Genomic DNA, 25,347 nt, shown 5'->3' on the forward strand with positions numbered 1-25,347 from the left:
AGAAGGACGATGAGGGACAGGACGCAGGGTCAACCGCTGGCGCGCGACGCCATGGCCTATGTGCTCGCAGGCGGACGCGGCAGCCGGTTGAAGGAGCTGACCGACAACCGTGCAAAGCCGGCGGTCTATTTCGGCGGGATGAGCCGGATCATCGACTTCGCGCTTTCAAACGCGATCAATTCGGGCATCCGCCGCATCGGCGTGGCCACCCAGTACAAGGCGCATTCGCTGATCCGGCACATGAACCGTGCGTGGAACTTCATGCGCCCGGAGCGCAACGAAAGCTTCGACATCCTGCCGGCATCGCAGCGTGTTTCGGAGCATCAGTGGTACGAAGGCACTGCCGATGCCGTGTACCAGAACATCGACATCATCGAGGGCCACGCGCCCAAGTACATGGTCATCCTGGCGGGCGACCACATCTACAAGATGGACTATGAATTGATGCTGCAGCAGCACGTCAATTCGGGGGCTGACGTGACCGTGGGCTGCCTGGTGGTGCCGAAGAAGGACGCCACCGGGTTCGGCGTGATGGCGGTAGACGGCCAGAGCGTGATCACCGACTTCGTGGAAAAGCCGTCTGATCCGCCAACCATCCCCGGCGATCCGGCGCATTCGCTGGCTTCGATGGGCATCTATGTGTTCGAAACGAAGTTCCTGTTCGAACAGCTGCGCCGCGATGCCGCCGATCCGGATTCCAAGCGTGATTTCGGTGGGGACATCATCCCCTACATCGTGAAGCACGGCAAGGCAGTGGCCCACCGCTTCACCGACAGCTGCATTCGTGCGGCCGAGGAGATCGAGGAATACTGGCGCGACGTGGGCACGCTCGACGCCTATTTCGAGGCGAACCTCGATCTGACCGACACGGTGCCCAAACTCAACATGTATGACCGCGACTGGCCGATCTGGACCGACCAGGTCGTGGCCGCTCCGGCCAAGTTCGTGCATGACGAGGATGGCCGCCGGGGCATGGCGATCTCCTCCCTGATCTCGCAGGACTGCATCGTTTCGGGCGCAGTGGCGAAGAAATCGCTGCTGTTCACCGGCGTGAAGATGGGATCGTGGTCCAGCGTGACCGAGGGCGTGATCCTGCCTTACTGCAACATCGGTCGCGGCGCGCGGTTGAGCAAAGTGATCCTCGATTCCGGGGTGCGCATTCCGGAAGGCCTGATCGTGGGCGAAGATCCGGTGCTCGACGCCCAGCGTTTCCGCCGGACGGAGAACGGCGTGTGCCTGATCACCAAGGCGATGATCGAACGGTTGAAATGACGCTGAAGGTCCTTTCCATCGCGTCCGAGGCAGTGCCGCTGGTAAAGACCGGCGGGCTGGCCGACGTGGCAGGTGCCCTGCCCGCCGCCGTCGCGCCGCATGGCGTGGCGATGACCACGATGATCCCCGGATACCCGCAGGTCCTCAAGGCGATCGGCAAGGCCAAGGCGGTCCACGCCTGGCCTTCGCTGCTGGGTGACCCGGCGCGACTGCTGGCAGCAAAGATCGGCGATCAGCCGCTGCTGGTGCTTGATTGCCCGGGCCTGTTTGCGCGCGATGGCGGGCCTTACGTGGATGGCTTCGGCAAGGACTGGGGCGACAATTGGCAGCGCTTTGCCGCCTTCGCCCGTGCCGCCGCCGATGTGGCTTCGGGTGCGGTGAAGGGCCTGCAGTTCGACCTAGCCCACGCGCATGACTGGCAGGCGGGGATGGTGCCGGCCTACCTGCGCTTCGGCCCGGCCGTCCGCACGGTGCCTTCGGTGATGACCATCCACAACATGGCGTTCCAGGGGCATTACGGCGCAGATGTGTTTCCGCAGCTGGGCCTGCCGCCAGAAGCCTGGTCGATGCACGGGGTGGAATATCACGGCGGCGTCGGCTTCCTGAAGGCGGGACTGGAAGCGGCGACCGCGATCACCACGGTGAGCCCGACCTATGCGCGCGAGATCCGCGAACGCGAGTTCGGCATGGGGCTGGAAGGCCTGATCCGCAGCCGGGGTGACCGCGTCCACGGCATCGTCAACGGGATCGACCCGGCGGACTGGAACCCGGAGAGCGATCCCGCCCTCCCCGCGCGCTATTCATGGCGCTCACTGGGCAAGCGCGCGGCGAACCGCAAGGCGCTGGCCGCCGAGTTCGGGCTGGACGCGGGCGACGGGCCGCTGTTCGTGGTGATCACCCGGCTGACCTGGCAGAAGGGTATGGACGTGCTGCTGGAGGTGATCGACCACATGGTCGGGCTCGGCGGTCGGCTGGCGCTGCTGGGATCTGGCGATCCCGCGCTGGAGGCAGGGTTTCATGCCGCCGCCGCGCGCCACCCCGGCAAGGTGGGCGTGCGCATCGGCTATGACGAGGCGCTGTCGCATCGCATGCAGGCAGGCGGTGATGCGATCCTCGTGCCCAGCCGCTTCGAACCTTGCGGGCTGACCCAGCTCTATGGACTCGCCTATGGCTGCGTGCCGGTGGTGAGCCGCACCGGGGGCCTTGCCGATACGGTGGTGGACGCCAACCTGGCGGCCATTGCTGCGGGTGCAGCCACCGGCGTGCAGTGCAATGCGGTCAACTATGCCGCGCTGGCCGATGCGATCAGCCGCACCGTGGCGCTGTTCCACCAGCCAGACACATGGAAGGCGATCCAGCGCGCGGGGATGAAGACCGACTTTTCATGGGGTCGCAGCGGCAAGGCCTATGCCGACCTCTATCGCAGCCTAGAGGAGACCGCATGACCGTGATCACCGTCCCCTCCCCCCCCTATGCCGGGCAGAAACCGGGCACATCCGGCCTGCGCAAGAAGGTAAAGGTCTTCGCGCAGCCCAACTATGCCGAGAACTTCGTCCAGGCGGTCTTCGACGTGGTGAAGCCGCAACCAGGCGCGACGCTGGTGATCGGTGGTGATGGGCGATACCACAACCGCACTGTGATCCAGGCGGCGATCCGCATCGCGGCTGCCAATGGCTATGGCCAGGTGCTGGTGGGGCGCGGCGGCATACTCTCCACCCCGGCAGCCAGCCACGTGATCCGCAAATATGGCGCGAGCGGCGGCCTGATCCTTTCGGCCAGCCACAACCCCGGCGGGCCGGACGAAGACTTCGGCATCAAGTACAACACCGCCAATGGCGGCCCCGCGCCCGAGGCGGTGACCGAGGCGGTCTATCTCCGAACGCAGACCATCGACCGCTGGTTGACCGTGGAAAGCGCGGATGTTGACCTCGACGCCTGCGGCTCGACCCGCTGTGGCGACATGACGGTTTCGGTGATCGATCCGGTGGCCGACTATGCCGACCTGATGGAGACGCTTTTCGATTTCGGCACAATCCGCAGCGCTGTGAAAGGCGGCTTCCGCATGGCGTTCGACGCGATGCATGCCGTGACCGGGCCCTATGCGCACGAGATTCTGGAAAAGCGGCTGGGATTTCCGGCGGGCACGGTGCGCAACGGCGTGCCGCTGGAGGACTTCGGCGGGCACCACCCCGATCCCAACATGGTCCACGCGCACGAACTGTTCGAGACGATGTTCGGCCCCGATGCGCCCGATTTCGGTGCGGCGTCGGACGGCGACGGGGACCGCAACCTGATCGTCGGGCGCGGAAGGTTCGTCACCCCGTCTGACAGCCTGGCCATGCTGGCGGCGAACGCGCACCTTGCGCCCGGCTATCGCGGCGGCTTGAAAGGCATCGCGCGATCGATGCCGACGAGTGCGGCGGCGGACCGGGTGGCGGCCTCGCTCGGCATACCCTGCTTCGAAACGCCCACGGGGTGGAAGTTCTTCGGCAACCTGCTCGACGCCGGCATGGCGACAATCTGCGGTGAGGAAAGCGCCGGCACCGGCAGCGACCACGTGCGCGAGAAGGACGGGCTGTGGGCGGTGCTGCTTTGGCTCAACATCCTGGCGGTGCGCAAGATCAGCGTGGATGATCTCGCCCGTGAGCATTGGGACACCTATGGCCGCAACTATTACGCGCGTCATGACTACGAAGCACTGCCGACAGACAAGGCCGATGCGCTGATGGCCGAGTTGAAGGCCGCCCTGCCCAACCTGCCCGGCAAGGCGTTCGGCCACCTGACCGTGGCAGAGGCGGACAGCTTCTCTTACCTTGATCCCGTGGATGGTTCGACCAGCGCCAACCAGGGCCTGCGCGTGCTGTTCGAAGGCGGATCGCGCATCGTCTTCCGCCTATCCGGCACCGGCACCGAAGGCGCGACGCTGCGCGTCTACCTTGAGCGCTACGAGATGGCTTCGGGCAACCTGGAGCAGGAAACACCGCACGCGCTGGCCGACCTGATCGTGGCGGCAGAGGCGATTGCCGGCATCGAGCGCCACACCGGGCGGACGGCGCCCGACGTGGTGACGTGACGCAGTTGCGCGTCCGCAGCCCCCGCGCACAGGCGCTGTGGTTGTGCCTGTTCGATGGTGATACCGAAATCCGCCTGCCCATGGCACGCGATGGTGATGACTGGCTGGCGCAGATGCCACCGCCCGGCGCCCGCTATGGCCTGCGCGCCGAAGGGGAATGGGCGCCCGAATGCGGTCTATGGTTCGATCCGGCAAAGCTGCTGGTCGATCCGCGCGCGGTGGAACTGGACCAACCCTTCACATTTGATCCCCGCTTGTCCGCATTTGGTATTGATACAGCAGGCATTGTCCCGAAGGTCGTCACCCCCGGCCTACTGTCCGAGGTACCCTTAAGGGCTCCGCTGTTTACCCCCGGCGGCCTGATCTACGAAGTCAACGTGCGCGGGCTGACGATGCTGCACCCCGAAATCCCGGAGACGCTGCGCGGCACGGTGGCAGCGCTGGCGCATCCCGCCATGCTGGCGCACTTTCGCAAGATCGGTGTCGATGCCATTGAATTGATGCCGATTGTCGCGTGGATCGATGAACGCCACCTTCCTTCTCTCGGCCTGCGCAACGCCTGGGGCTACAACCCTGTAACGCTCATGGCGCTTGATCACCGGCTGTGCCCGGGCGGGGTGGCGGAACTGCGCGAGGCGGTGGCGGCGCTGCACGCGGCGGGCATCGCCGTGCTGCTTGACCTGGTGTTCAACCACACGGGCGAAAGCGATGTACTGGGGCCGGTGCTTTCCTTTCGCGGGCTGGACAACGAAGTCTATGCCGCGGCCCCCGATGGCCAGCTGATCAATGATACCGGGTGCGGCAACACGCTGGATTTCGGCAATGCGGCGGTGCGGGAACTGGTGTTGGAGGCACTGCGCCACTTCGTGCGCCATTGCGGAATTGACGGCTTCCGCTTCGACCTCGCCACGGTGATGGCGCGCAGCCCCGGCTTCGATGCGCAGGCCCCGATCTTTGCCGAGATCGCCGCCGATCCATGGCTGGCCGACCGCGTGCTGATTGCCGAGCCGTGGGACATCGGCCCCGGTGGCTACCAGGTTGGGCGCTTTCCGGCCAACTGGCTGGAATGGAACGACCGCTATCGCGACGACGTGCGCCGGTTCTGGCGAGGTGATTGCGGCGTGGGCACCTTGGCCACGCGCATGGCGGGATCGGCCGACCTGTTCGGCAAGGGGCCCAGCCGTTCGGTCAATTTCCTCGCCGCGCATGACGGGTTCACGCTGGCCGACACGCTCGCCTTCGAACACCGCCACAACCATGCCAATGGCGAAGGCAACCGCGACGGGCACGGTGAGAACTTCAGCTGGAACAACGGTGCCGAAGGAGCAAGCGACGATCCCGCCGTGCTCACCCGCCGCAGCGCATTCGCCCGCGCCATGCTCGGCACTCTGTTCGCTTCCACCGGCACGGTGATGCTGACGGCAGGCGATGAATTCGGCCGCAGCCAGCGCGGCAACAACAACGCCTATGCGCAGGACAACGCCATTACCTGGATCGACTGGACCGCGCGCGACATGGCGCTGGAAGACCACGTGGCCATGCTGTCACGCTGGCGCAGGCAGCGTGGCGCGGCGAACCGGCAGTTTCCGGAAGACGGCCTGTGGCAGGCAATGGATGGCAAAGCCATGGATGCGTGGCGCTGGGAAAACCCCGCAACCACCGGTTTCAGATGGATGGAGAGCCAACCGTCGCGGCCGGCGGCCTTCGCCGTCGACCGCGCCGGCCTGTACGCGGGGCCTCTGGAGAACCCCTGAAACCTGAAGGCAGCGCCTCAGGCTCCCAGCCTGCGTAGCGCCGGATCGATGAACGGACGGTTTACGTGTTTGTACTTAGCGCGCTCGTCGAGGCTGAGTGGACGCGGCAGCAGACGGTTGAGCAGCAGCCGTCCAAAAGCCCAGTCGCCGAGGTCGGATTGCGCGTTGATGTGGCCTACCGCGCCAGCATCGGCGAAGCGGGCTCCCCATTGCCGCGCCAGCCGGTGGGCCTTGCCGATCGGCATGTAGGGGTCGTCGCGGCTGGCCACGAGGATCGAAGGAAATGGCAATTCGCTGGGCGGCACCGGCGCAAAGCGGGTGAGGCGACGGTCGAGCGGCCTGTCCTCCACATCTGGCGGGGCGACCAGCAGGGCCCCGATCACCTTGCCACCTGCTTCGGGCCGGGCCGGCTGTTCATATTCCGCCCACCACGCCACGGCCAGGCATCCGAGCGAATGGGCCGCCAGGATCACCGGCCGGTCTGCGCGCTGGATCGCCAGGTTCAGCTTGTTCACCCAGGTATTGCGGTGGGGATCGTCCCACAGGCCCAGTTCAACGCGGTGGCAATCGGGCAATGCTTCTTCCCAGCGCGTCTGCCAATGGCCGGGGCCGCTGTTGGCAAGGCCCGGAACGGTAAGGATCAGGGGGTCGGCGGCCGTCGAACGGCCGGAAAGCGTGGCCATGGTTCATGCTCCTGATGGATGGGCGGCCGGTCGACTCGGATTACGTCCCGACAGGTTCAAATTAACTCAACTCGTTCGATAGACAATGTCGATGCGCCAAGGCGAGAGGCCTTTTCGTTGACCCGAGCAAAGCCCTGCTTTGCCGGTTTGCGCTTGCATCGGGCGGCGGCTTGTCGCAGGCGCGAAGGCCGGAAACGCCATGCCCGCAAACGCAGCCCCGCCCCATCGCGCCAAGCGCCTGATCGTGTCGATCCATGACGTTTCGCCGCGTTCCGAACGGCAGGTGGACCAGCTTGCCGAGGCGCTTTCGCGCCGCGTGGGCGATGCGCGGTTCGCCATGCTGGTGATCCCGGATCACTGGCGCGAGGCTCCAATTGCTGGCAACGCAGCGTTCCATTCACGCCTGCGGGGGTGGGCCGATGCCGGGGTCGAAATGTTCCTGCATGGCTGGTGCCACCGTGATGAAACGCCCGCGACCGAAGGCCTTGCCGGGTTCAAGGGCAAGCACATGACCGCCGGTGAAGGTGAATTCCTGAACCTGCCCTATCAAACCGCGCGCGATCGCATGGCCGAGGGCAAGGCCATGCTGGAAGACATTCTCGGAAGGCCGCTGGCCGGCTTCATCGCCCCGGCCTGGCTTTATGGTGAAGGCGCGCTGAAGGCTCTGGCCGACGTGGGCTTCGACCTGGCCGAGGACCACATGAAGGTTTGGCGCCCCGCCACTGGCGAGGTGCTGGCCAGGGGGCCGGTGATCACCTGGGCCAGCCGCAGCAAGGCGCGCATCCGCTCTTCGCTGTTCTTCTCCGCGCTCGCCCGCACGGCACTTGGCCCGATGCCAACCGTGCGCGTGGCTGTGCATCCCGGCGACACCACCGTGCCCGCGCTGCTCGAAAGCATTGACCGCACCCTTGCCCGCTTTGCCGCCAGCCACGCCGTTTCGCGCTATGCCGCGCTGCTGCCGGGCGCTGCCTGACCTTGCGCATCCTCACCTTCCTGCACAGCTTCGAACCTGGCGGGGTGGAGCGGGTCGCCCTGCGGCTTCATGCGGCGTGGATGGCACAGGGTGTAGACTCGCGGCTGGTCATGGGGCGGCTGGATGGTGCGATGCGCCGCGAATGGCCCGGACTTCAGCCCGATGTGCTTGACAGCCACGGCATACCCACCGCTGCATGGGAAACGCTGTGGATGATCCTGCGCCTGCCTGGGGCGATCCTGCGGCACAGGCCCGACGTGCTGTTCTGCGCCGGCAATTCCTACACCGTGGTCTCGGTGGCGATGAAGCTGCTTCTCGGTCGCAAGTGCCCGCCGATCGTCGCCAAGATCAGCAATGACCTGGTCAGATCGGACCTGCCTGCCCCGGCCCGCTGGTTCTACTATCGCTGGTTGCGGATACAGGGCCGGCATATTGACCGCGTGGTGGGCATGGCCCCGCCCATGCGCGACGAACTGCGCGTGCTGATGGCGGTATCGGATGATCGCATCGCCATCGTCGACGATCCTTCGCTCGATGCTGCTGACATTCCCACTCTTGCCGCCGCTCGTGATGTGGCGACGGCAGAGCGCGCCGCGCGCAAGGGACGGCGCTATCTCGCGATCGGGCGGCTCGCCGCTCAGAAGAACTTCGGGCTGTTGCTCGAAGCCTTTGCCCGAATGGCCGGAAAGGACGATCGGCTTGCGATCATCGGCGAAGGTGGCCAGCGCAAGGCGCTCGAAGCCCTGGCCGCTCGGCTGGGGATCACGGGCCGGGTGACCATGCCCGGCCACATCAACCCGCTGCACGGGGAACTGGCGCAGGCTGACGCGCTGGTGCTGTCTTCCGATTATGAAGGCGTGCCTGCCGTCGTCGTGGAAGCACTCGCCGCAGGACTGCCGGTGGTGAGCACGCGGTGCAGCGTTTCGATGGACGATATGCTCGACCATGGCCGTTTCGGCATACTCGTGCCGACTGGCGACGCCGCCGCGCTGGCTACCGCGATGGAGGATATCCCGACGTTCGCCTACAATGCGGCGGCAGCCCGCGCGCATGCCAATCGGTTCACCGTAGAGATAGCATCGCGCGACTATCTGGCCGCGATGCGGGCGTCCGTCCGCAGGTGAGCCGCGCCCGCATTTTCTGTGGCCACGGCACAACGGTCAAGGTAACGCCGTGCCGCATAGTGGAAGCCTGATGACCGAGACGATTATCCCCTTACCGGCCCCAGAGCCTGGCGGCGCACTGCGCAAGTGGAGCACCTATATCGGCCCGGCGATTTCCGTCGCCATCCTCGTGGCGGTGGTGCTGGAACTGCGCAAGCTGAACTGGGTGCTGGTGTGGTCGATCATCCCCACCTCGCCGCTGATCTGGACCGTGCTGTTCTTCAGCTACATGGCCGGACCGTTCTCGGACTGGGTGATTTTCCGCCGCCTGTGGGGCATTCCCGCTTCGGGCATCTTCCCGCTGCTGAAGAAGCTGATCGGCAACGAACTGCTGCTTGGCTATGTCGGTGAAGTCTATTTCTATGACTGGGCCCGCCGCCATGTGAAGATGGAAGGCAGCCCCTTCGGCGCGGTGAAGGACGTGGCGATCCTGTCGGCGCTGGCAGGCAATATCATGACCGTGGTCATGCTCATCGTCACCTGGCCGGTGATCAGGGAACTGCAGTTTGGCGAGGTGATGGAACTGCCCTTCGGCATTTCGCTGAAGCTCGGCGTCAACGTGCTGGCGATCTCGATCGTCTTCATCCTGTTGACGTCGGTCGTTATCATGTTCTTCCGCAACGGACTGTTCAGCCTGCCACGGCGTGACCTGTGGTTCGTGTTCGGTGTCCACTGCCTGCGCCTGCTCGCCAACACCGGGCTTTCAGCGCTCGCCTGGCACCTGATCCTGCCGGAAGTCTCCATCGATTCCTGGCTGTTGCTGTCCACGGTGCGCCTGCTGCTGTCGCGCCTGCCGCTCATTCCCAACAAGGATCTCGCCTTCGCCGGCCTGTCCACCATGCTTGCGGGCAAGGAGGTTCAGACCGGAGTCATGATCGCCATGATTTCCATGCTGATCGTGGCAACCCACGTCGTGATCTTCATCTCGCTGATGATTCTCGACCTGGCGCAGAAGGAGAAGAATGCATGAAACGACTGCTGTTGCTGGGGGCCGCGGCCCCCTTCCTGACGGCGGCCTACCTTCCCTCGACCCCCGATCTGGGCAAGGCCGAGGCGCAATGCCGTGCAAACGAGACCGGCCCCGCGTTCATGGTCGACGTGACCGGCCTCAAGAACCGCACCGGGCGGATCAAGGTTGAAGTGTACCCCGCCAACGACCAGGACTTCCTGGCAGACGACAACGTGCTGATCATGGCCGGCAAGACCTTTCGCCGCGCCGAGGCGGCCGCACCGGCCAGCGGCGATGCGCGGTTCTGCCTGCGCCTGCCCGGCCCCGGCCGCTATGCGGTGACCGTGCTGCATGACACCGATTCCAACCGCAAGTTCAACTGGACGCACGACGGCATCGGCTTTTCGAACAATCCCAAGCTCGGCTGGTCCAAGCCCAAGGCCGCTGGCGTGGCGGTCAACGCCGGTGCGGGTCTTACGCCGTTGCGGATCGTGATGAATTACCGTAACGGCCTGATGTCCGTGGGACCGGTCAAGGCGGCGCGGTAACGCACCGCGGCAGGAGCTGCTGGGTCGATGAAACTGGTAGACGTCTGCGCCTTCTACGCGCCCAAGGGTGGCGGCGTGCGCACCTATATCGATCGCAAGCTGAAGGCCGGCGCGGCGATGGGCCACGAAGTGGTCGTCATCGCGCCGGGTGAGCGCACCCGCGTTGAAGAGCGCGGCCCCAACGCCCGCATCGTGTGGCTGAAATCCACGCTCTTCCCGCTCGACTTCAACTACCGGTACTTCTCCGATGTCGATGCGCTCTATGCCACGCTCGACATCGAGAAGCCCGATTTCGTCGAGGCCTCGTCCCCTTGGCGCAGCGCCAGCATCATTGCCGACTGGCCGGGCAAGGCGCCGCGCGCGCTGATCATGCATGCCGATCCGCTGTCCGCCTATGCCTATCGCTGGCTGGATCCGGTTGCCAAGCGCGACACCATCGACGGACTGTTCGACCGTTACTGGCGCCACCTGCGCGCGCTCGATGAATCCTACGACATGATCGTCAGTGCCAGCGCCGGGCTAACCGCGCGGCTGACCGCCGGCGGGCTGACCCGCGTGGTCACCAACCCGATGGGTGTTGACCCCGGCGTGTTCAGCCCTGCCCTGCGCGACGCGCGGCTGCGCAAGGGCCTGCTGGAAATGTGCGAGCTGCCAGAGGAAGCCACGCTGCTGCTTGGCGTCGGCCGTTTCGCGCCGGAAAAGCGCTGGCCCATGCTGGTCGATGCCGTCACCGCCGCTGGTCATCGCAAGCCGGTGGGGCTGGTGCTGGCTGGCCAGGGGCGTGATCGCAAGTCGATCGAGCGGCGCATCGGCGGCAATCCGCACGTACGCATCCTCGCGCCGATCACCGACCGTGGCGAACTCGCCCGCGTGATGGCCAGCGCCGATGCGCTGATCCACGGTTGCGAGGCCGAGACATTCTGCATGGTCGCGGCCGAGGCGACCGCCAGCGGCCTGCCGCTCATCGCGCCCGATGAAGGCGGCGCCGCCGACCAGGCGCGCGCCAACGATGGCATCATCTATGAATCCGCCAATCCCGCCGCCTGTGCCGAAGCGGTAGTGGAATACTGCTTTGGCCGCGAGGCCGGCACCATCGGCCCCCGCGCCGACATCCCTGCCCCGCGCACGATGGACGATCACTTCCGCGAGCTCTTCGCCAGCTACGAACGCATCGTCACCGAAGGCCGCCGCCCGCTTGCCGCCTGATCAGGGCGGTCTCGCCGATTCACGCGGGTAAAAGGCCGATTTTCTAATTTAATTTGATTATATCAATAACTTATATTGCCCAGGACACTGGGCTGCGGAGTTGACATACTACCCCTCAAGCGTGTCAACCTTGTCAACTTGGCCCCTCCGCGACGAAAAAGCGGCAGCAGGATTGCTCCTGCCGCCGCCAGTTTCAGGGTGGAACCCGATGGTCCCGGCCGACCGGTGAGCCGACCGGGGCAGTACATCAGAACTTGAGCGAAGCGTCGATGCCGAAGGTGCGCGGCATGTTGAAGTTGCCGTAGTCACCCAGGATGTTGCTGTTGTTGCCGATCACCACCACGTTCGGCACGCCGGAGGCCTGGGTCGACTGGACGGAGGGCAGGCTGTTCGACGGGTCGCGGCGATAGACCAGCTGGTTGTTGAACAGGTTGCGGCTCCACAGACCCACGTTCAGCTTGTTGCTGCCGCCACCCAGACCGATGTCCAGCAGCGAGAGGCGCGCATTGACGATGAAGCTTTCATCGGCCTTCGTCGCGAACTGGTCGAAGCTCTGGGTCGCCTGCGAATAGTTCGCATCGATGTGGAACTTCGGACGGGCGCCACCGAAGATCTCGGGGAACTCGTAGTCGATCGCGGCGCTCGCGGCATTGCGCGGGGTGTACACGATGTAGAACTTCTGCAGCACCGTGGTGCTGTTGCCGGTCGCAACGCCTGCAGAGGTGAACTCGCTGTACGTCACCGGCACCGCGGGGATGTCGGTGTAGGTGTAGGCATAGGACAGATCGATCTTCAGGCCTTCGGTCGGCTTGACCGTCAGGTCCGCCTCGACGCCGCGGATCTTGGTGGTGCCGGGGGCGTTGAAGGTGACGAGGTTGTTGAAGTTGCCCGTCGCGGTCGGCTGGATGGTCGACAAGTCGACCTGGCTGCCCTTGCGGTCCATCATGTAGGCCGCGATGTTGATGCGGGCGTGCCGGTTGAAGAGGTCCGCCTTCAGGCCGACCTCGTAGTTCTTCACGTCTTCAGGATTGAACGCGCGGTAGTCGGAGGTACGCGAGCTGGCGCCACCGGCGCGGTAGCCGGTCGAATACTTTACGTAGCCGTGCACGTCGTTGTTGAAGTCGTAGGCAACGGTCGCCATCGGGTTGAAGCGCGTCCATACCTTGTCGAGCGGCGTGTAGCCGTTCCTCTGCAGGATCGCGGCGTTGGCCGGATTGCGATAGTCGATGTTGCGCGAGACCAGGAGAGCGCCCTGCTTCTCGTCACGGGTGTAGCGACCGCCCACCGTGATGTGCAGCTGCTCGGATGCATTCCAGGTCAGCTGTCCATAGGCAGCGTAGCTCTTTGACCGCACTTCCGAAGCTCGGTCAATGTTGCAGCCACGGACCGCATTCCCGACGAAATCGTCGGCCGTGGAGGGATTGGTGGCGGCGCAGAACGGGATCGGGGCGAAGGTCGCGCTGGTGGGCGACACATAGGTGATGCCCATCGAGTTCGGGGTCGCCGCGTCGTCGCTGACATGCTCGTTGAAGTAGTAGAGGCCCGCGACGTAATCGACCGAACCGATCGTGCCGACGGCCTGCAGTTCCTGGCTGAACTGGTTCTGGTGAAGGTCGGCAAGGCTGTAGCGGCTGAACGCGCAGTTCGCACCGGCGCAGGCGCTGGTATAGTTGACGACCGGCACGCGGTGATAGCCGCCGGAGTTGTCATACTGTTCCACGTTGACGCCGCGCCAGGCGGTGATCGAGCGCAGTTCCAGTTCGGGCGAGACCTTCCACTTCAGCACGTTGGTGAAGCCGTGGGTCTTGTCGACGCTGTTTTGCTGCGGCACGCCGATGTCGGCCGTGCGCATCAGGGTGTCGCCGTTGATGACGACGCCCGGCGGGAGCGCCTTGATCGTGCCCTGCGTGCCGGTGAACGCGGTGCCCGGGGTGACGCATGTGCTGCCGGCGGGGATCGCGATCGGTGCGGCGTTGGTGCCGCCGCTCAGGCAGTTGTTCGGATTGTAGTTGAGCAACTGGCTGTAGAACGGCGTATTCTCGTCACGCGCCACGTCATAGGAGAAATCGTTGGTCACGCCTTCAACCGGCTGCCAGCGCACGGCGGCGCGGAAGCCCTTGCGATTGAAGTAGCCCCAGCCGGCCTGGCCGGCGAGCGGGTTCTTCGTGATCGCGTCCTGATGCTGGTAAACGCCGTCAAGCTTGATCGAGAAGCCGGCGAACTTGGGCAGGTTCAGGTGGATCGCGGCATTGCGCGAGCCGATGTTGCCCACGCCGCCGTCAATGCTGCCGCCGAATTCACCGGTCGGCATCTTGGAGATGAGCGAGAGCGCGCCGCCTTCGGTGTTGCGCCCGAAGAGGGTGCCCTGCGGCCCCTTGAGCACTTCAACGCGCTCGATGTCGAACAGGCCGGTGTTCAGGCCATGCTGGCGGCCGAGGTAGACGCCGTCGATGTAGACGCCGACACCCTGTTCACGCGCCGGCTGGTTGGCGTCGAGCGGCACGATGCCACGGATGCCGATGGTCAGCGCCGACTGGCGTGCTTCGAACGTGGCCACGCGCAGCGAGGGAACGCCGCCGTCGGCAAGGTCGAGCAGGCTCTGGACCTTGCGCTCCTTGATCGTTTCGGCACCCATGACCGAGATCGAGATCGGCGTCTTCTGCAGGTTGGTTTCGCGCTTGGTGGCGGTCACGACGATTTCGGTCAGGCCGCTGTTGCCGGTTCCTTCCGCGGCGGGCGCGTCGGCTGCTGCGGGGGCATCCTGCTCGGCGGCAAAGGCCGGGGCGGCAGCGAGCGCAACCGCGCCCACGCTCGCCAGCAGGCTGGCACGAACAAGGAGATCGATCTGCATAAATTCCCTCATCTGGCAGGGACGTTTGTGTCCCCTGACGAGGCGCCTCTAGGCTCGAAAAAAAACACTTTTGTGACGGAATCATTTTAACAACCACGTCGACTTCGCGGAAGTTTGCAGTAGGTTGACCAAAATCTGGCTAAATCCAGCTTTATTTGCCTTCTGAACGAATGCCTCGATAGAATTATTACATTTTAGTTACATATTCTTGACTGAAAACTGACTTCAAAGGCTGCACTCAAGCCGGGGATGGCGTCCGCCGGTCCTTTGCATCACCCATGATCGAGTCGCGGCCATAAATGTCAGGCAGGAACTGGATGGCGCCGTCGGCAGCAGGTTCCGCCGTGAAATAGGCGATGTAGACGGGAATTGCGTGGGCCAGCGGCAAGGTGACCGTACGACCACTCGCGACTGCCCGATCAATGCTCACACGGTCTGATGCAGCGCCCAGCAGTGCAGCGGCAAGGTCAAGCGGACGGTCAACGCGCACGCAGCCGTGGCTGAAGGCGCGCACTTCCTGATCAAACAACGCCTTCGTCGGCGTATCGTGGAGATAGACATTGAACGGATTCGCCATTGCCAACTTCATTGTCCCCAAGGCGTTGCCCGCGCCGGGCCGCTGGCGATAGCGCCCGCCGCCCCACACATAGCCGCGCCGCGCTGCCAGCTTCGGGTTGCGCCGGACCAGCCCGCCTACGCTTTCGCGCACGATGCTGGGGGGAATGTCCCACCACGGGTTGAGCGTCACGCCCGTTACCATCGCGGCAAACACGGGAGTGGGACTGGAAGGCTTGCCGACGATCACCCGCCAGCGATCCACCCTGCGGCCACCGCGCCAAAGTTCGACGGTGAACGCGGCCGTGTTCACCAGCAGGTATTCGTCGCCAAGGCCGCGCGGCAGCCAGCGCCACCGTTCCATATTGCGTGCGATGGTGGCGCGACGGGCCGGGTCGGCCTCTTGCCAAAGAGATTCACGCAGGGCGGAGAAATCAGGGTGTAGCGGCTGAAGGTCGTCAAGGAACCTGTCGAGCGATCCAGTCGCGACGGCGCGGCCGAGTTGCCCCTGAAGGTCAGCGGCACGATCGCTGTCGGGTATGTGCCAGCCGCCGCGTGCCCTATCGTTCATCCAGCCCAGTGCGTGCTGCCGGGCCAGTTGCAGCGCCAGCGCATTTGCGACCCTGTCGAGCGTGGCGGCATCGCCCCGCCTGCGCGCTTCTGCCAGCGGGCCGAGATCGAGCAGCGGCAGGCCGAAATCGTCCGAACGGGCCAGCCATCTTTGCAGCGAATCGAGCAAGGGGGCGGTCCAGCGCCCGGCAACCGCAGCAGGATCGGCCGACTGCGCCAAGGCGGGCGCGGCCTGCGGCTGGGCGTGGCAGGGCGCGGGAATGGTTCCCGCCGCGATAACGGTCAATGCCATCCCAAGCACGGTTCGCCGCATGTCCTGCTCCTTCCCCTTGGATTTAGTAAGGTTTGCAACCCATTGTATGATCGAGAACAAAAATCGGGGTCTCGCACGATGAATCTTGGCAGGCGCCAGTTTCTCGGCGCTTTTGCCGGAACTGCAGCCACCCTTCTCTATCCGCGTTCTGCGGCCAATGCCGTTGTTCCTGCGCATGATCGCTGGGGGCCGCTGGGCAATGGCGTGCTGCCGCATTCCACGATTGAGCAGCCTGCGATTGCGAATGCGCCGGCCTTGCTGCCGCGCGCACTGGCCGCGCTCGATGCCCATGGCGGCCGGATTGCCGCGCGCGACATGATCGGCATCGTCGATTTTTCCGCGCCATCGCGCACACCGCGTTTCTTTCTGGTCGATCTCGAAGCGGGCAAGGTGGCGTCAACGCATCTTGTCGCCCACGGGAAGGGATCGGACCCCGCAAACAGTGGCTGGGTGGAGCACCTGTCCAACCGTCCGGGCTCAGAAGCTTCGTGCAGCGGCAGCTTCCTCACCGGGCAAACCTATGTCGGCAAGCATGGCCGCTCGCGCAAGCTGCTGGGCTTGGACGCGGAAAACAGCATGGCGCTCGATCGTGGCATCGTCATCCACGCGGCCTCGTATGTCGATGCGGGCATGGCGGCAGACCTCGGCCGGATCGGCCGTAGCCAAGGGTGCTTTGCGGTGTCGCAATCGGAGATTTCCAAGGTGCTCGAACGGCTCGGCCCTGGCAGGCTGATCTACGCCGCACGCTGACCGGAAGGAAATTTGACAGCTGTCCTAGAAAGAAGGTGACAAGGCGCGCAATTGCACCAAAGTGTCGCAGGGCGCATCGATGGTTAAGTTGTTGCTTTCGCAACATGCTTGCTGTGCTACCGGAGCGCCCGTTCTGATTTTGCCGGGCGAGTCTGGTCTCTTGCGTCATCTCCTTCCTATCCTGTTGATCGCCGCTCCCCTTTCCGGATGCGGCGCGGATGCCCAGAAGCCCAAGCCTCCGATCGTCGTCGGCGTGATCACTGCCAAGGCCGAGGCGGTTCCGCTCGAGACCGAGCTTTCTGGACGCACCGCAGCCTCGCTCGTCGCGGAAGTACGTCCGCAGGTTTCCGGCATCGTCACCGACCGCCTCTTTGCCGAAGGCAGCTGGGTCCGCGCCGGCCAGCCGCTCTACCAGATCGATTCCCGCCTTTACGCGGCCTCAAATCAGCAGGCGCGCGCCGCGCTCGCCAGCGCCGAGGCGACTGTCGAGGCAAACCGCCTGAAGGCCGAACGCTTCCGCACGCTTTCGGCAGAAGGCGGGGTGAGCAAGCAGGATGCAGCCGATGCCCTTGCCGCCTACAACCAGAGCCGGGCCGCGGTGGCACAGGCCCGCGCCGCGCTGGCCAGTGCCAGCGTCAACCTCGGCTTCACCCGCGTTTCTTCGCCGATCAGTGGCCGCATCGGCCGGTCCAGCGTCACCAAGGGCGCGCTCGTCACCGCCAGCCAGGCCGATCCGCTGGCCAAGGTGCAGCGGCTCGATCCGATCTGGGTGGACATCCAGCAATCCAGTGCCGATTTCATGGCCTTGCGCCGCGCGCTGAAGAACGGGCAGCTGGCTGCCGACAATGCCGCCCCGGTCACCATCGTACTGGCGGACGGCACCGAATACCCCGTGAAGGGCAAGCTCGACTTTGCCGACATCGACGTGAACGAGGAGACCGGCACCGTCACCCTGCGCGCAACCGTGCCCAATCCTTCTGGCGATCTGCTGCCCGGCCTGTTCGTCAAGGCGCGGCTGACGCAGGGGCTCGTCCCCAACGGCATCCGCGTGCCGCAGGGCGCGGTGACCCGCGACCCGAAGGGCCACGCGCTGGTTCTCGTCGTCAATGAAAAGAACGTGGTGGAACAGCGCACCGTGGTGGCCGAAAACCCGGTGGGGTCAGACTGGCTTGTCACCTCCGGCCTGAAGCCAGGCGAGCGCATCGTGGTGGAGGGGCAGATGAAGGCCAAGCCCGGTGCGACCGTGAAGGTGGTCCCGGCGCTCGCCCGCGCGGGCGAGCAGTAAGGCTGCCGCAATGATCAGTCGTTTCTTCGCCCACCGGCCGATCTTTGCCTGGGTGCTCGCCATCGTGGTCATGGCAGCGGGTGCGCTTGCCGTATCGACCATGGGGGTGGAACAGTATCCCGATATCGCCCCGCCAACGATCTCGGTCAGCGCCAACTATCCCGGCGCCGACGCACAAACCATCGAGAACAGCGTTACCCAGGTGCTTGAGCAGCAGCTCAAGGGCATCGACGGGATGCTCTATTTCACCTCCACCAGCAACAACGGCCAGGCGCAGATCACCGCCACATTCGACAAGAGTGTCGATCCCGATACCGCGCAAGTGCAGGTGCAGAACGTGCTGCAGCGGGCGCTTACCCGCCTGCCGCAGCAGGTCCAGCAGCAAGGTCTTTCGGTCAACAAGGCACAGTCGGATTTCCTGCTGATGATGGCGCTCTATGACAAGAGCGGCAAAGCCGACAACGCGGACATTGCAGATTACCTCGCGGTCCATTTCCTCGATCCGATCAGCCGCGTGCAGGGCGTGGGCAATGCCGACGTGTTCGGCTCGCAATATGCCATGCGCATCTGGCTCGATCCGGTGCGCCTTGCTGCCAACAAGCTGATGCTGGCCGATGTCACGGCGGCGCTGCAGGCGCAGAACACGCAGGTCTCCGCTGGCGAGGTGGGCGCCCAGCCCGCGCCCGAAGGACAGGCGCTCAACGCCACAGTCACCGCGCGTTCGCGCCTGCAAACGGTTGACGATTTCAAGAACGTCATCGTCAAGACGCAGGTCGATGGTTCGGCCGTTCGCCTCCGGGATGTTGCCCGCATCGAAATGGGGATGGAGAACTACTCCTCCGTCTCCAAGCTCGATGGCTATCCCGCCACCGGCCTTTTCGTGAACCTGGCCTCGGGCGCCAACGCGATGAGTACAGCCCTCGCCGTGAAGGCCAAGGTGGATGAAATCGCGAAGGACATGCCGTCGCAATACGCCATAGCCTATCCGCGCGACACAAGCACCTTCGTCAAGATTTCCATCGATGAAGTGGTCAAGACCCTGCTCGAGGCCATCGCGCTCGTCGTGGTGGTGATGTTCCTGTTCCTGCAGAACTGGCGCGCTACACTCATCCCCGCGATCGCCGTGCCGGTGGTGCTGCTGGGAACCTTCGGCATCCTTTCCGCCGTCGGCTACACCATCAACACCCTGACCATGTTCGGCGTCGTGCTCGCCATCGGCCTGCTGGTCGACGACGCCATCGTGGTGGTGGAGAACGTCGAGCGCGTGATGGCGGAGGAGCATCTTCCACCGTTGGAGGCGACGGTGAAGTCGATGGATGAGATCACCTCGGCGCTGATCGGCATTTCACTGGTCCTGTCCGCCGTGTTCATCCCGATGGCGTTCTTCGGCGGTTCCACGGGCGTGATCTATCGCCAGTTCTCGGTCACCATCGTTTCGGCCATGGCGCTGTCGGTCGCGGTCGCCCTCGTGCTCACGCCAGCGCTATGCGCCACCTTGCTGAAGCATACCGACAAGCCGCAGGGCCGCTTCTTCGCAGGCTTCAACAAACGCTACTCGAACCTCCAGCACGGATACCAGAAGCGCCTGGTCGGCGTCATCCGGCGTCCGCTGCCATGGGTGCTGGGCTTCTTCGCGATATGCGGCGTGGTGGCGCTGCTCGAGGCGCGCCTGCCCACCAGCTTCCTGCCCGAGGAAGACCAGGGCAACATGACCGTTTCAGTTACGATGCCGCCGGGCACCACGCTGGACAAGACACGCGATTACCAGCGCAAGATCGCGGACTATGTCCTGAAGGCCGAAAGCGCGAACGTCACCCATGTGTTCATGGCCACTGGCCGCAGCCAGATCCAGGGTAATGGCCAGAACATCGGCCAGGGCTGGATCATGCTGAAGGACTGGGACGAACGCTCCGGACCGGCCAACACCGCCGCCGCCATCACCAAGCGGCTGAACCAGCATTTCGCGAAGACAGAGATCGCCGGGCAAGTGCTGGTACTTGCCCCACCCGCGATCCGTGGGCTCGGCCAGTCAGCCGGCTTCGAAATGTGGCTGCAGGATGCCACCGGACTGGGCAAGGACGCGCTGACCGCCGCGCGCAAGCAGCTGGTGGAATTGGCCGGCGGCGATCCGCAACTGGCGCAGGTCCGCTACGGCGGCATCGAGGACACATCGCAGCTGAAGCTTGACATCAACGATGCAGCCGCAACGGCGCTGCAGGTGTCGCCGGCTGACATAAACTCCACCATTTCCGCCGCGTGGGGCGGTGCCTATGTCAACGATTTCGTCGATCGCGGCCGCGTGAAGCGCGTCTATGTGCAAGGCGATGCGCCTTACCGTTCGGCTCCGTCAGACATCGGCCAGTGGTTCGTGCGCGGTCGCAATGGAGAAATGGCCCCGCTTTCGGCGTTCGCCACTGCGCACTGGACGGTCGGCTCCCCGCTGCTGCGCCGCTTCAATGGCATCCCGGCGCAACAGTTGCAGGGAACGGGAGCACCCGGTGTCAGCTCGGGCACGGCGATGAATGCGATCGAGGCGCTGGCCGACAAGCTCGATGGAGGCTTCACCGTGGCATGGTCCGGTCTTTCGTATCAGGAACGCGCCACATCGAGCCAGACCGGCCTGCTGTTCGGCGCGTCGATCTTCTTCATCTTCCTGTGCCTTGCCGCCCTTTATGAAAGCTGGTCCGTTCCCGTTGCGGTGCTGCTGGTGATCCCGCTCGGCGTGGTCGGCGCGGTGCTGGCAGTTACCCTGCGCGGATTTGACAACGACATCTTCTTCCAGGTCGCCCTGCTCACCACCATCGGCCTCTCTGCCAAGAATGCGATCCTGATCGTGGAGTTTGCCGAAGCCGCGCTGCAACGCGGCGCCAGCGCGCGCGACGCCGCGTTAGAAGCCGCGCGCCTGCGCTTCCGCCCGATCGTGATGACCAGCGTGGCCTTCATCGCGGGCGTCATCCCGCTGGTCTTTGCCAGCGGCGCGGGCGGAAACGGGCGTCGCGCCATTGGCACGGCGGTGATGGGCGGCATGTTCACCGCCACCATCCTTGCCATCTTCTTCGTGCCGCTGTTCTTCGTGCTGGTGAAGCGCGCCATACAGCGCGGAAGCAAGCCTGCGCCCCAGGCGGAGGCATCCGCATGAAAGCCATGCGTTCCATGTTGGTCGTGCCGCTGGCCGGCTTGGCAGCCTGCAGCATGATGCCCAAGTATGTGCGGCCTGATGCGCCGGTGCCGCCCGCGCTGCCCCAAGGCGCGGCCTATCCTGCGCTGGGGGCGGGCGACAAGCAGGTCGATGCGCTGGGCTGGAAAGACTTTTTCACCGATCCCCGCCTGCAGCAGGTGATCGGCCTCGCCATCGCCCAGAATCGTGACCTGCGCGTTACCTTGGCCAACGTGGAACAGGCCCGCGCGCAATACCGCGTGCAACGCGCCGGGCAGTTCCCAACGATCACCGGCGGCGCCGGAGCGACCGTTTCGCACAGCGCGGTCAACAATGGCGGCCTTGTGGGCGGCGGCGGCAACGGCGGCATTGGTGGTGGCGGCAATGGCGCCGGCAACTTTGAACAATACAGCATCACCGGCAATCTCGCCGCGTTCGAGATAGACCTGTTCGGCCGCCGCGCCGCGCTGAGCCGTGCCGCGTTCGAGAGCTATCTCGCCACCGACGAAGGCCGCAAGGCGACGCAGATCGCGCTGGTGGGAGAAGTCGCCACCGCCTGGTTGACCCATGCGGCCACGGCAGATGCGCTGGCCGTGGCGCAGGACACCCTCAAGAGCCGGCAGGCCACGCTCTCGATCAGCCTGAAGCGCGAACGCGAAGGGATCGGCACCGGCCTGGAAGTCGCACAGGCGCAGACCCAGGTGGACAGCGCACGCGCCGACGTGGCGGACTTCACCACCTCGCTGGCTCAGGCGAAGAACGCGCTGGATCTGCTGGCGGGGGCGCCGGTGCCGGTAGAGCTCCTGCCCACCACGCTGGGCGCAGGCGACCAGTTGCGGCTGCAGTTGCCCGTCGGACTGGATTCCGCCGTGCTGCTGCGCCGGCCCGATGTGTTGCAGGCAGAACACCAGCTGCTCTCAGCCAATGCCAACGTGGGCGCGGCCCGGGCGGCGATGTTTCCCACGATCTCGCTCACAGGCCTGCTCGGCCTGGCCAGCACCGGTCTGTCCAACCTGTTTGATGGCGGCAGCTTCCGCTGGAGCGCTACTGGCGCCGCGACACAGACCCTTTTCGACGGTGGCGCACGGGCCAACACGCTGAAGGGAGCAAAAGCGGCGCGCGATGCCGCAGTTGCCAACTATGAAGGCGCCATCCAGGCCGCCTTCCGCGATGTCGCCGACGCCCTCGCCCGGCGTGGCACCATCGATGCCAAGCTGGCCGCGCAGCAATCGCTGGTCGACAACGCCGTGAAGGCCTCGCGCATTTCCCAGTCGCGTTTCACCGCTGGCATCGCCAGCTATCTTGAGCCGCTTGATGCGCAGCGCACAGCCTATGCCGCGCGGCAGGCGCTGGTGGCCGCCCGGCTGCAGCGGGCGACCAACATGGTCACACTCTACCGCGTTCTGGGCGGTGGGCTGACACCTTAAGGCAAGCAGGCCTTTCCCGCCTTCACGACGCTGCCCAGCGCAGCAGGAAGCTGCCATTGGCCGGCACTTCGGTGCAAAGGCGGCCTCCCTCTCGCTTCCAGGTGAAATCGCACCCGTCCAGCGAACGCAGGCCTATCGCTTCCGCTGCCGGCAGTTCGCCGTTGAAGCGCAGCATAAGCCGCGCCCTGCAACCGCCCAGCCCATCGAGCCTGAAGCTGGCTGTATTGTCGTCGAAGAGCTGGTCCGCACGCACGCAGTGGTCCGAGAACATCACGAACGGTGCATCTCGAAAGCGCTTGTACGCACGGGTGCAATAGACCAGCGCCGCCCCAGCTCTTTCAGCACCAGCGGCTGGTGCGGTTCGGCGCGCAAGGTCAGACGAAACTGCTCAGGCCCGAAGTCGTCCCGCTCAAGCACCATCCTTACCCGAGCAGCGATCCCATCCACAGTCTGCTCCAGCCGATCCCCAGTGTCGTTCACCTCGCAGGCGGCATCGGCGTCAAACAGCGGCAGCCGCAGCGCAAGGCCGCCCGCGCCTTTTCTGCGCAGTACTGTCGACAGGTCCACACCTTGTCGCCGTAATTCGATTTCCAGCCCGGACTGCCGGGTCCGGGCGACGGTCTGACCGTCCTTAAGCGCCGCCTTCACGGCGATGAGCCCCGCGTCCCGAGGGTGGCTATCGATATCCGCCATGTCGGGGTCCCCCTTCTTGGCAAGAAGAGGAACGCGGCAATATCAATTGTTTATCCCGACTTGTCGTTGAAGTTGCGCGTCATCCTGCGGCAGCGCGTGCGGCATAACCTCCAAAGCGGGTGTGATACGGATTCAACCGCGCTTGCCCCGGAGAGCACCCCAGGCGAAAATACGTATATGCCCTCAGTCACCCCCAGCCATTCATCAACCGAGGCCAAGCGCCCCCTCCCGCAGCAAGCGCATCCCGCGCCAGCGCTGGATTGGGCGCGGCTGCGTGCGGTGGCGCAGATGGTCATCACCATGCTGCCCAAGACCCGCTGGTACGACAGCGGCTTCCTTGCCCGGTTTGAAGCCGCGCGCCATTTTCTGCAGCTTGTCCGTCCAGATGCCGTGGAGCGGTTTGAGCAGGGCATCGCCGCGCTGCGCACCCAGCGCGATTTCTCCGCGCGGGTGGAGCGGGGCCTGATCGACCCCGCCCTGCTCGGCTGGCTGCGGCAAGAGGCCCGCACGGTCGCCCTGCAGCGTCCCGAGCTTCACGAACGCGCCATGTTCGGGCGGATCGTGGTGCACGATCACCTTCCTTTCACTGACCTTGCCGTGCGCATGGCCCCACTGGTTTCGGACATTGCCGGTGAGCCGGTAGAGCCGGCCTACAACTTCCTGAGCCTTTATGGTGACGACGGCCGCTGCGGTCTCCATCTTGACGAGCCGGAGGCCAAGTGGACTCTGGACATCTGCATCGATCAGGACGAGCCGTGGCCGCTGCACGTCAGCCGCACCATCGACTGGCCGCGCGCTTCCGATTTCCGCATGTTCGAACCCGATCGCATCATGGCTGATCCCGCACTTGGCTTCACACCGCTGGTGATGGCGCCTGGCGACGCGACACTCTTTTCCGGCAGCGCGCAGTGGCATTACCGCGCGCCACGCCCAATCGCCAACCCCCGCGGCGGCACTACGCCGGCCCGCGGCAAGCCGGCCTGCACGCTGCTGTTTCTGCACTACCGTCCCGCCGGCTCGCGCGATCTGGTCAAACCCGCAAGGTGGGCCCACCATTTCGCCCTGCCTGAACTGGGCGTGCTGGTTGAAGAGTTTGACCGCCTGCGCCCGATTGCGCGCAGCTGAACCCGAACATCATGATGTTCACCCACGCCTGGCGGCTTTATGGCCTTGTCTTTGCGGGCATGCGCCCGATTGCCGGCCTCGAAGGCTGTGCCGTGGCTGTTCCGGCTGACCCGGACGTCACCATCATCGAAGCGCCCGTCACCATGCCGGCGCAGTATGTGGTTGAGGACTTCGCCCAGCTTGCCCCCCTGCCTCAGGGCATGTGCATGCACATCGAGGAAGCGGGCACCTACCTGATCGAGAACGGCAATCGCATCACCGTCGATCGCTGGCCCGGCGCCACCGATCGGGAAGTGGACATCTATCTCACCGGCTCCGCGCTTGGCATCCTGCTGCACCAGCGCGCGCTGCTGCCGATACACTGCAATGCGGTGGCCATCGGCGGCCGCGCCTTCCTGTTCTGCGGGGATTCCGGCGCGGGAAAGTCCACCCTTGCCGCCTGGTTCGAACGCCGCGGCCACCCCTTGCTGACCGACGATCTCTGTGCCGTGCAGGTCAGGCCCGGTCAGCCGCCGCTGGCCTTGCCCGGCATGCCGCGCATGCGCCTGTGGCGTCAGTCGCTCGAACTGCTCGGCCGCCCGGTTGAAGGCCTGCTGACATTGCCTTGGGAAGACGACAAGTTCGAGGCCGTAATGGTCAGCGCCCCCCAGATTGATGCGATGCCCATCGGCGGCATTTACCATCTTCTGACGCAGAACAAGGTTAACGAGCCCGATCCGCGACCCTCCATCCAGCAGGTCAAAGGTCTGGCCGCCGCAGAGGTCGCCACCGCCAATATCTACCGCAGGCGCTTTGCCGATCACATGGGTCGCACGGCAGGATATCTCGCAAGTGCGATGGGGTTGATCGGCCAGGTTCCGGTGTTCTCGTTCCGCCGGAACTGGGGTCTGGACCGATTCGAATCGGAATCGCGCGCCGTGGAAGAGCATGCACGCGGCATCGCCGAATTGTGCACTGCGAAAGAAAGTATGGTTAACCTGCCAGCCCCTTGACCCACAAT

Annotated in this window: 20 protein-coding genes; 15 read left to right on the top strand and 5 right to left on the bottom strand. The window is 65.0% G+C overall.

The window, feature by feature from the left end; genetic code table 11:
- Window positions 1-9 precede the first annotated feature (9 nt).
- From glgC to glgX, 4 genes are read left to right on the top strand one after another with little or no spacing between them, the layout of a single operon-like run.
- Window positions 10-1,272: a glucose-1-phosphate adenylyltransferase gene (gene glgC, locus POM99_RS04410; protein WP_277275592.1), complete on the top strand. Its 1,263-nt coding sequence runs from the start codon at window positions 10-12 to the stop codon at window positions 1,270-1,272.
- Complete coding sequence (gene glgA, locus POM99_RS04415) at window positions 1,269-2,717, top strand: glycogen synthase GlgA (protein WP_277275706.1); 1,449 nt, start codon at window positions 1,269-1,271, stop codon at window positions 2,715-2,717. Before glgC ends, glgA begins: the two co-directional genes overlap by 4 nt.
- Entirely contained in the window at window positions 2,714-4,345 is a 1,632-nt protein-coding gene (locus POM99_RS04420) for an alpha-D-glucose phosphate-specific phosphoglucomutase (RefSeq protein WP_277275593.1), read from the top strand. The genes glgA and POM99_RS04420 overlap by 4 nt, the downstream gene beginning before the upstream one ends.
- Entirely contained in the window at window positions 4,342-6,099 is a 1,758-nt protein-coding gene (gene glgX / locus POM99_RS04425) for a glycogen debranching protein GlgX (protein ID WP_277275594.1), read from the top strand. The genes POM99_RS04420 and glgX overlap by 4 nt, the downstream gene beginning before the upstream one ends.
- Window positions 6,100-6,116: 17 nt before the next feature.
- Here the strand turns inward: glgX and POM99_RS04430 are convergent, their stop codons facing one another.
- Window positions 6,117-6,782 carry an RBBP9/YdeN family alpha/beta hydrolase gene (locus tag POM99_RS04430; protein WP_277275595.1) on the bottom strand — a complete coding sequence of 222 codons (666 nt, stop codon included), beginning with the start codon at window positions 6,780-6,782 and terminating at the stop codon, window positions 6,117-6,119.
- Window positions 6,783-6,981: 199 nt separating this feature from the next.
- Here POM99_RS04430 and POM99_RS04435 point away from each other — a divergent pair, with 199 nt between their 5' ends.
- From POM99_RS04435 to POM99_RS04455, 5 genes are all read left to right on the top strand, one after another.
- Window positions 6,982-7,755 carry a DUF2334 domain-containing protein gene (locus POM99_RS04435; RefSeq protein WP_277275596.1) on the top strand — a complete coding sequence of 258 codons (774 nt, stop codon included), beginning with the start codon at window positions 6,982-6,984 and terminating at the stop codon, window positions 7,753-7,755.
- 2 nt (window positions 7,756-7,757) lie between these two features.
- A complete protein-coding gene (locus tag POM99_RS04440) occupies window positions 7,758-8,879 on the top strand; it encodes a glycosyltransferase (protein WP_277275597.1) in 1,122 nt (373 codons plus the stop codon).
- A 70-nt stretch (window positions 8,880-8,949) separates the two neighbouring features.
- Window positions 8,950-9,888, top strand: a complete 939-nt coding sequence (locus POM99_RS04445; protein ID WP_277275598.1) for a hypothetical protein — start codon at window positions 8,950-8,952, stop codon at window positions 9,886-9,888.
- Window positions 9,885-10,415, top strand: coding sequence for a DUF2141 domain-containing protein (locus POM99_RS04450; protein WP_277275599.1), 531 nt, complete (start codon window positions 9,885-9,887; stop codon window positions 10,413-10,415). Before POM99_RS04445 ends, POM99_RS04450 begins: the two co-directional genes overlap by 4 nt.
- Before the next feature lie 27 nt (window positions 10,416-10,442).
- A complete protein-coding gene (locus POM99_RS04455; protein WP_277275600.1) occupies window positions 10,443-11,621 on the top strand; it encodes a glycosyltransferase in 1,179 nt (392 codons plus the stop codon).
- A gap of 247 nt (window positions 11,622-11,868) precedes the next feature.
- On the opposite strand, the gene POM99_RS04460 is transcribed toward POM99_RS04455, so the two are convergent.
- Together POM99_RS04460 and POM99_RS04465 are read right to left on the bottom strand one after the other, a co-directional pair.
- The gene (locus POM99_RS04460) at window positions 11,869-14,472 is read right to left on the bottom strand and encodes a TonB-dependent receptor (RefSeq protein ID WP_277275601.1); all 2,604 of its coding nucleotides are present in this window, start codon (window positions 14,470-14,472) and stop codon (window positions 11,869-11,871) included.
- A gap of 238 nt (window positions 14,473-14,710) precedes the next feature.
- Entirely contained in the window at window positions 14,711-15,889 is a 1,179-nt protein-coding gene (locus POM99_RS04465; protein ID WP_277275603.1) for a L,D-transpeptidase family protein, read from the bottom strand.
- A gap of 99 nt (window positions 15,890-15,988) precedes the next feature.
- On the opposite strand from POM99_RS04465, the gene POM99_RS04470 reads away from it, so the two are divergent.
- The 4 genes from POM99_RS04470 (at window position 15,989) to POM99_RS04485 (ending at window position 22,529) form a co-directional block, all read left to right on the top strand.
- Window positions 15,989-16,660: a murein L,D-transpeptidase catalytic domain family protein gene (locus tag POM99_RS04470; protein ID WP_277275605.1), complete on the top strand. Its 672-nt coding sequence runs from the start codon at window positions 15,989-15,991 to the stop codon at window positions 16,658-16,660.
- Between the two features lie 184 nt (window positions 16,661-16,844).
- Window positions 16,845-17,945, top strand: a complete 1,101-nt coding sequence (locus POM99_RS04475) for an efflux RND transporter periplasmic adaptor subunit (protein ID WP_277275607.1) — start codon at window positions 16,845-16,847, stop codon at window positions 17,943-17,945.
- Between the two features lie 10 nt (window positions 17,946-17,955).
- Complete coding sequence (locus tag POM99_RS04480; RefSeq protein WP_277275609.1) at window positions 17,956-21,084, top strand: efflux RND transporter permease subunit; 3,129 nt, start codon at window positions 17,956-17,958, stop codon at window positions 21,082-21,084.
- Entirely contained in the window at window positions 21,081-22,529 is a 1,449-nt protein-coding gene (locus tag POM99_RS04485; RefSeq protein ID WP_277275610.1) for an efflux transporter outer membrane subunit, read from the top strand. The genes POM99_RS04480 and POM99_RS04485 overlap by 4 nt, the downstream gene beginning before the upstream one ends.
- Window positions 22,530-22,551: 22 nt before the next feature.
- Here POM99_RS04485 and POM99_RS04490 read toward each other — a convergent pair whose 3' ends face one another.
- Both POM99_RS04490 and POM99_RS04495 read right to left on the bottom strand, forming a co-directional pair.
- Complete coding sequence (locus POM99_RS04490) at window positions 22,552-22,800, bottom strand: hypothetical protein (RefSeq protein WP_277275611.1); 249 nt, start codon at window positions 22,798-22,800, stop codon at window positions 22,552-22,554.
- Entirely contained in the window at window positions 22,800-23,222 is a 423-nt protein-coding gene (locus tag POM99_RS04495; protein WP_277275612.1) for a hypothetical protein, read from the bottom strand. Before POM99_RS04495 ends, POM99_RS04490 begins: the two co-directional genes overlap by 1 nt.
- A 177-nt stretch (window positions 23,223-23,399) precedes the next feature.
- Here POM99_RS04495 and POM99_RS04500 point away from each other — a divergent pair, with 177 nt between their 5' ends.
- Together POM99_RS04500 and POM99_RS04505 are read left to right on the top strand one after the other, a co-directional pair.
- A complete protein-coding gene (locus tag POM99_RS04500) occupies window positions 23,400-24,347 on the top strand; it encodes a hypothetical protein (RefSeq protein WP_277275613.1) in 948 nt (315 codons plus the stop codon).
- 11 nt (window positions 24,348-24,358) lie between these two features.
- Window positions 24,359-25,339, top strand: a complete 981-nt coding sequence (locus tag POM99_RS04505) for a phosphoenolpyruvate carboxykinase (ATP) (RefSeq protein ID WP_277275614.1) — start codon at window positions 24,359-24,361, stop codon at window positions 25,337-25,339.
- Window positions 25,340-25,347: the final 8 nt, after the last annotated feature.

Origin of the sequence: Novosphingobium cyanobacteriorum (genome assembly GCF_029436685.1) — a bacterium.
Taxonomy (GTDB): Bacteria; Pseudomonadota; Alphaproteobacteria; order Sphingomonadales; family Sphingomonadaceae; genus Novosphingobium; species Novosphingobium cyanobacteriorum.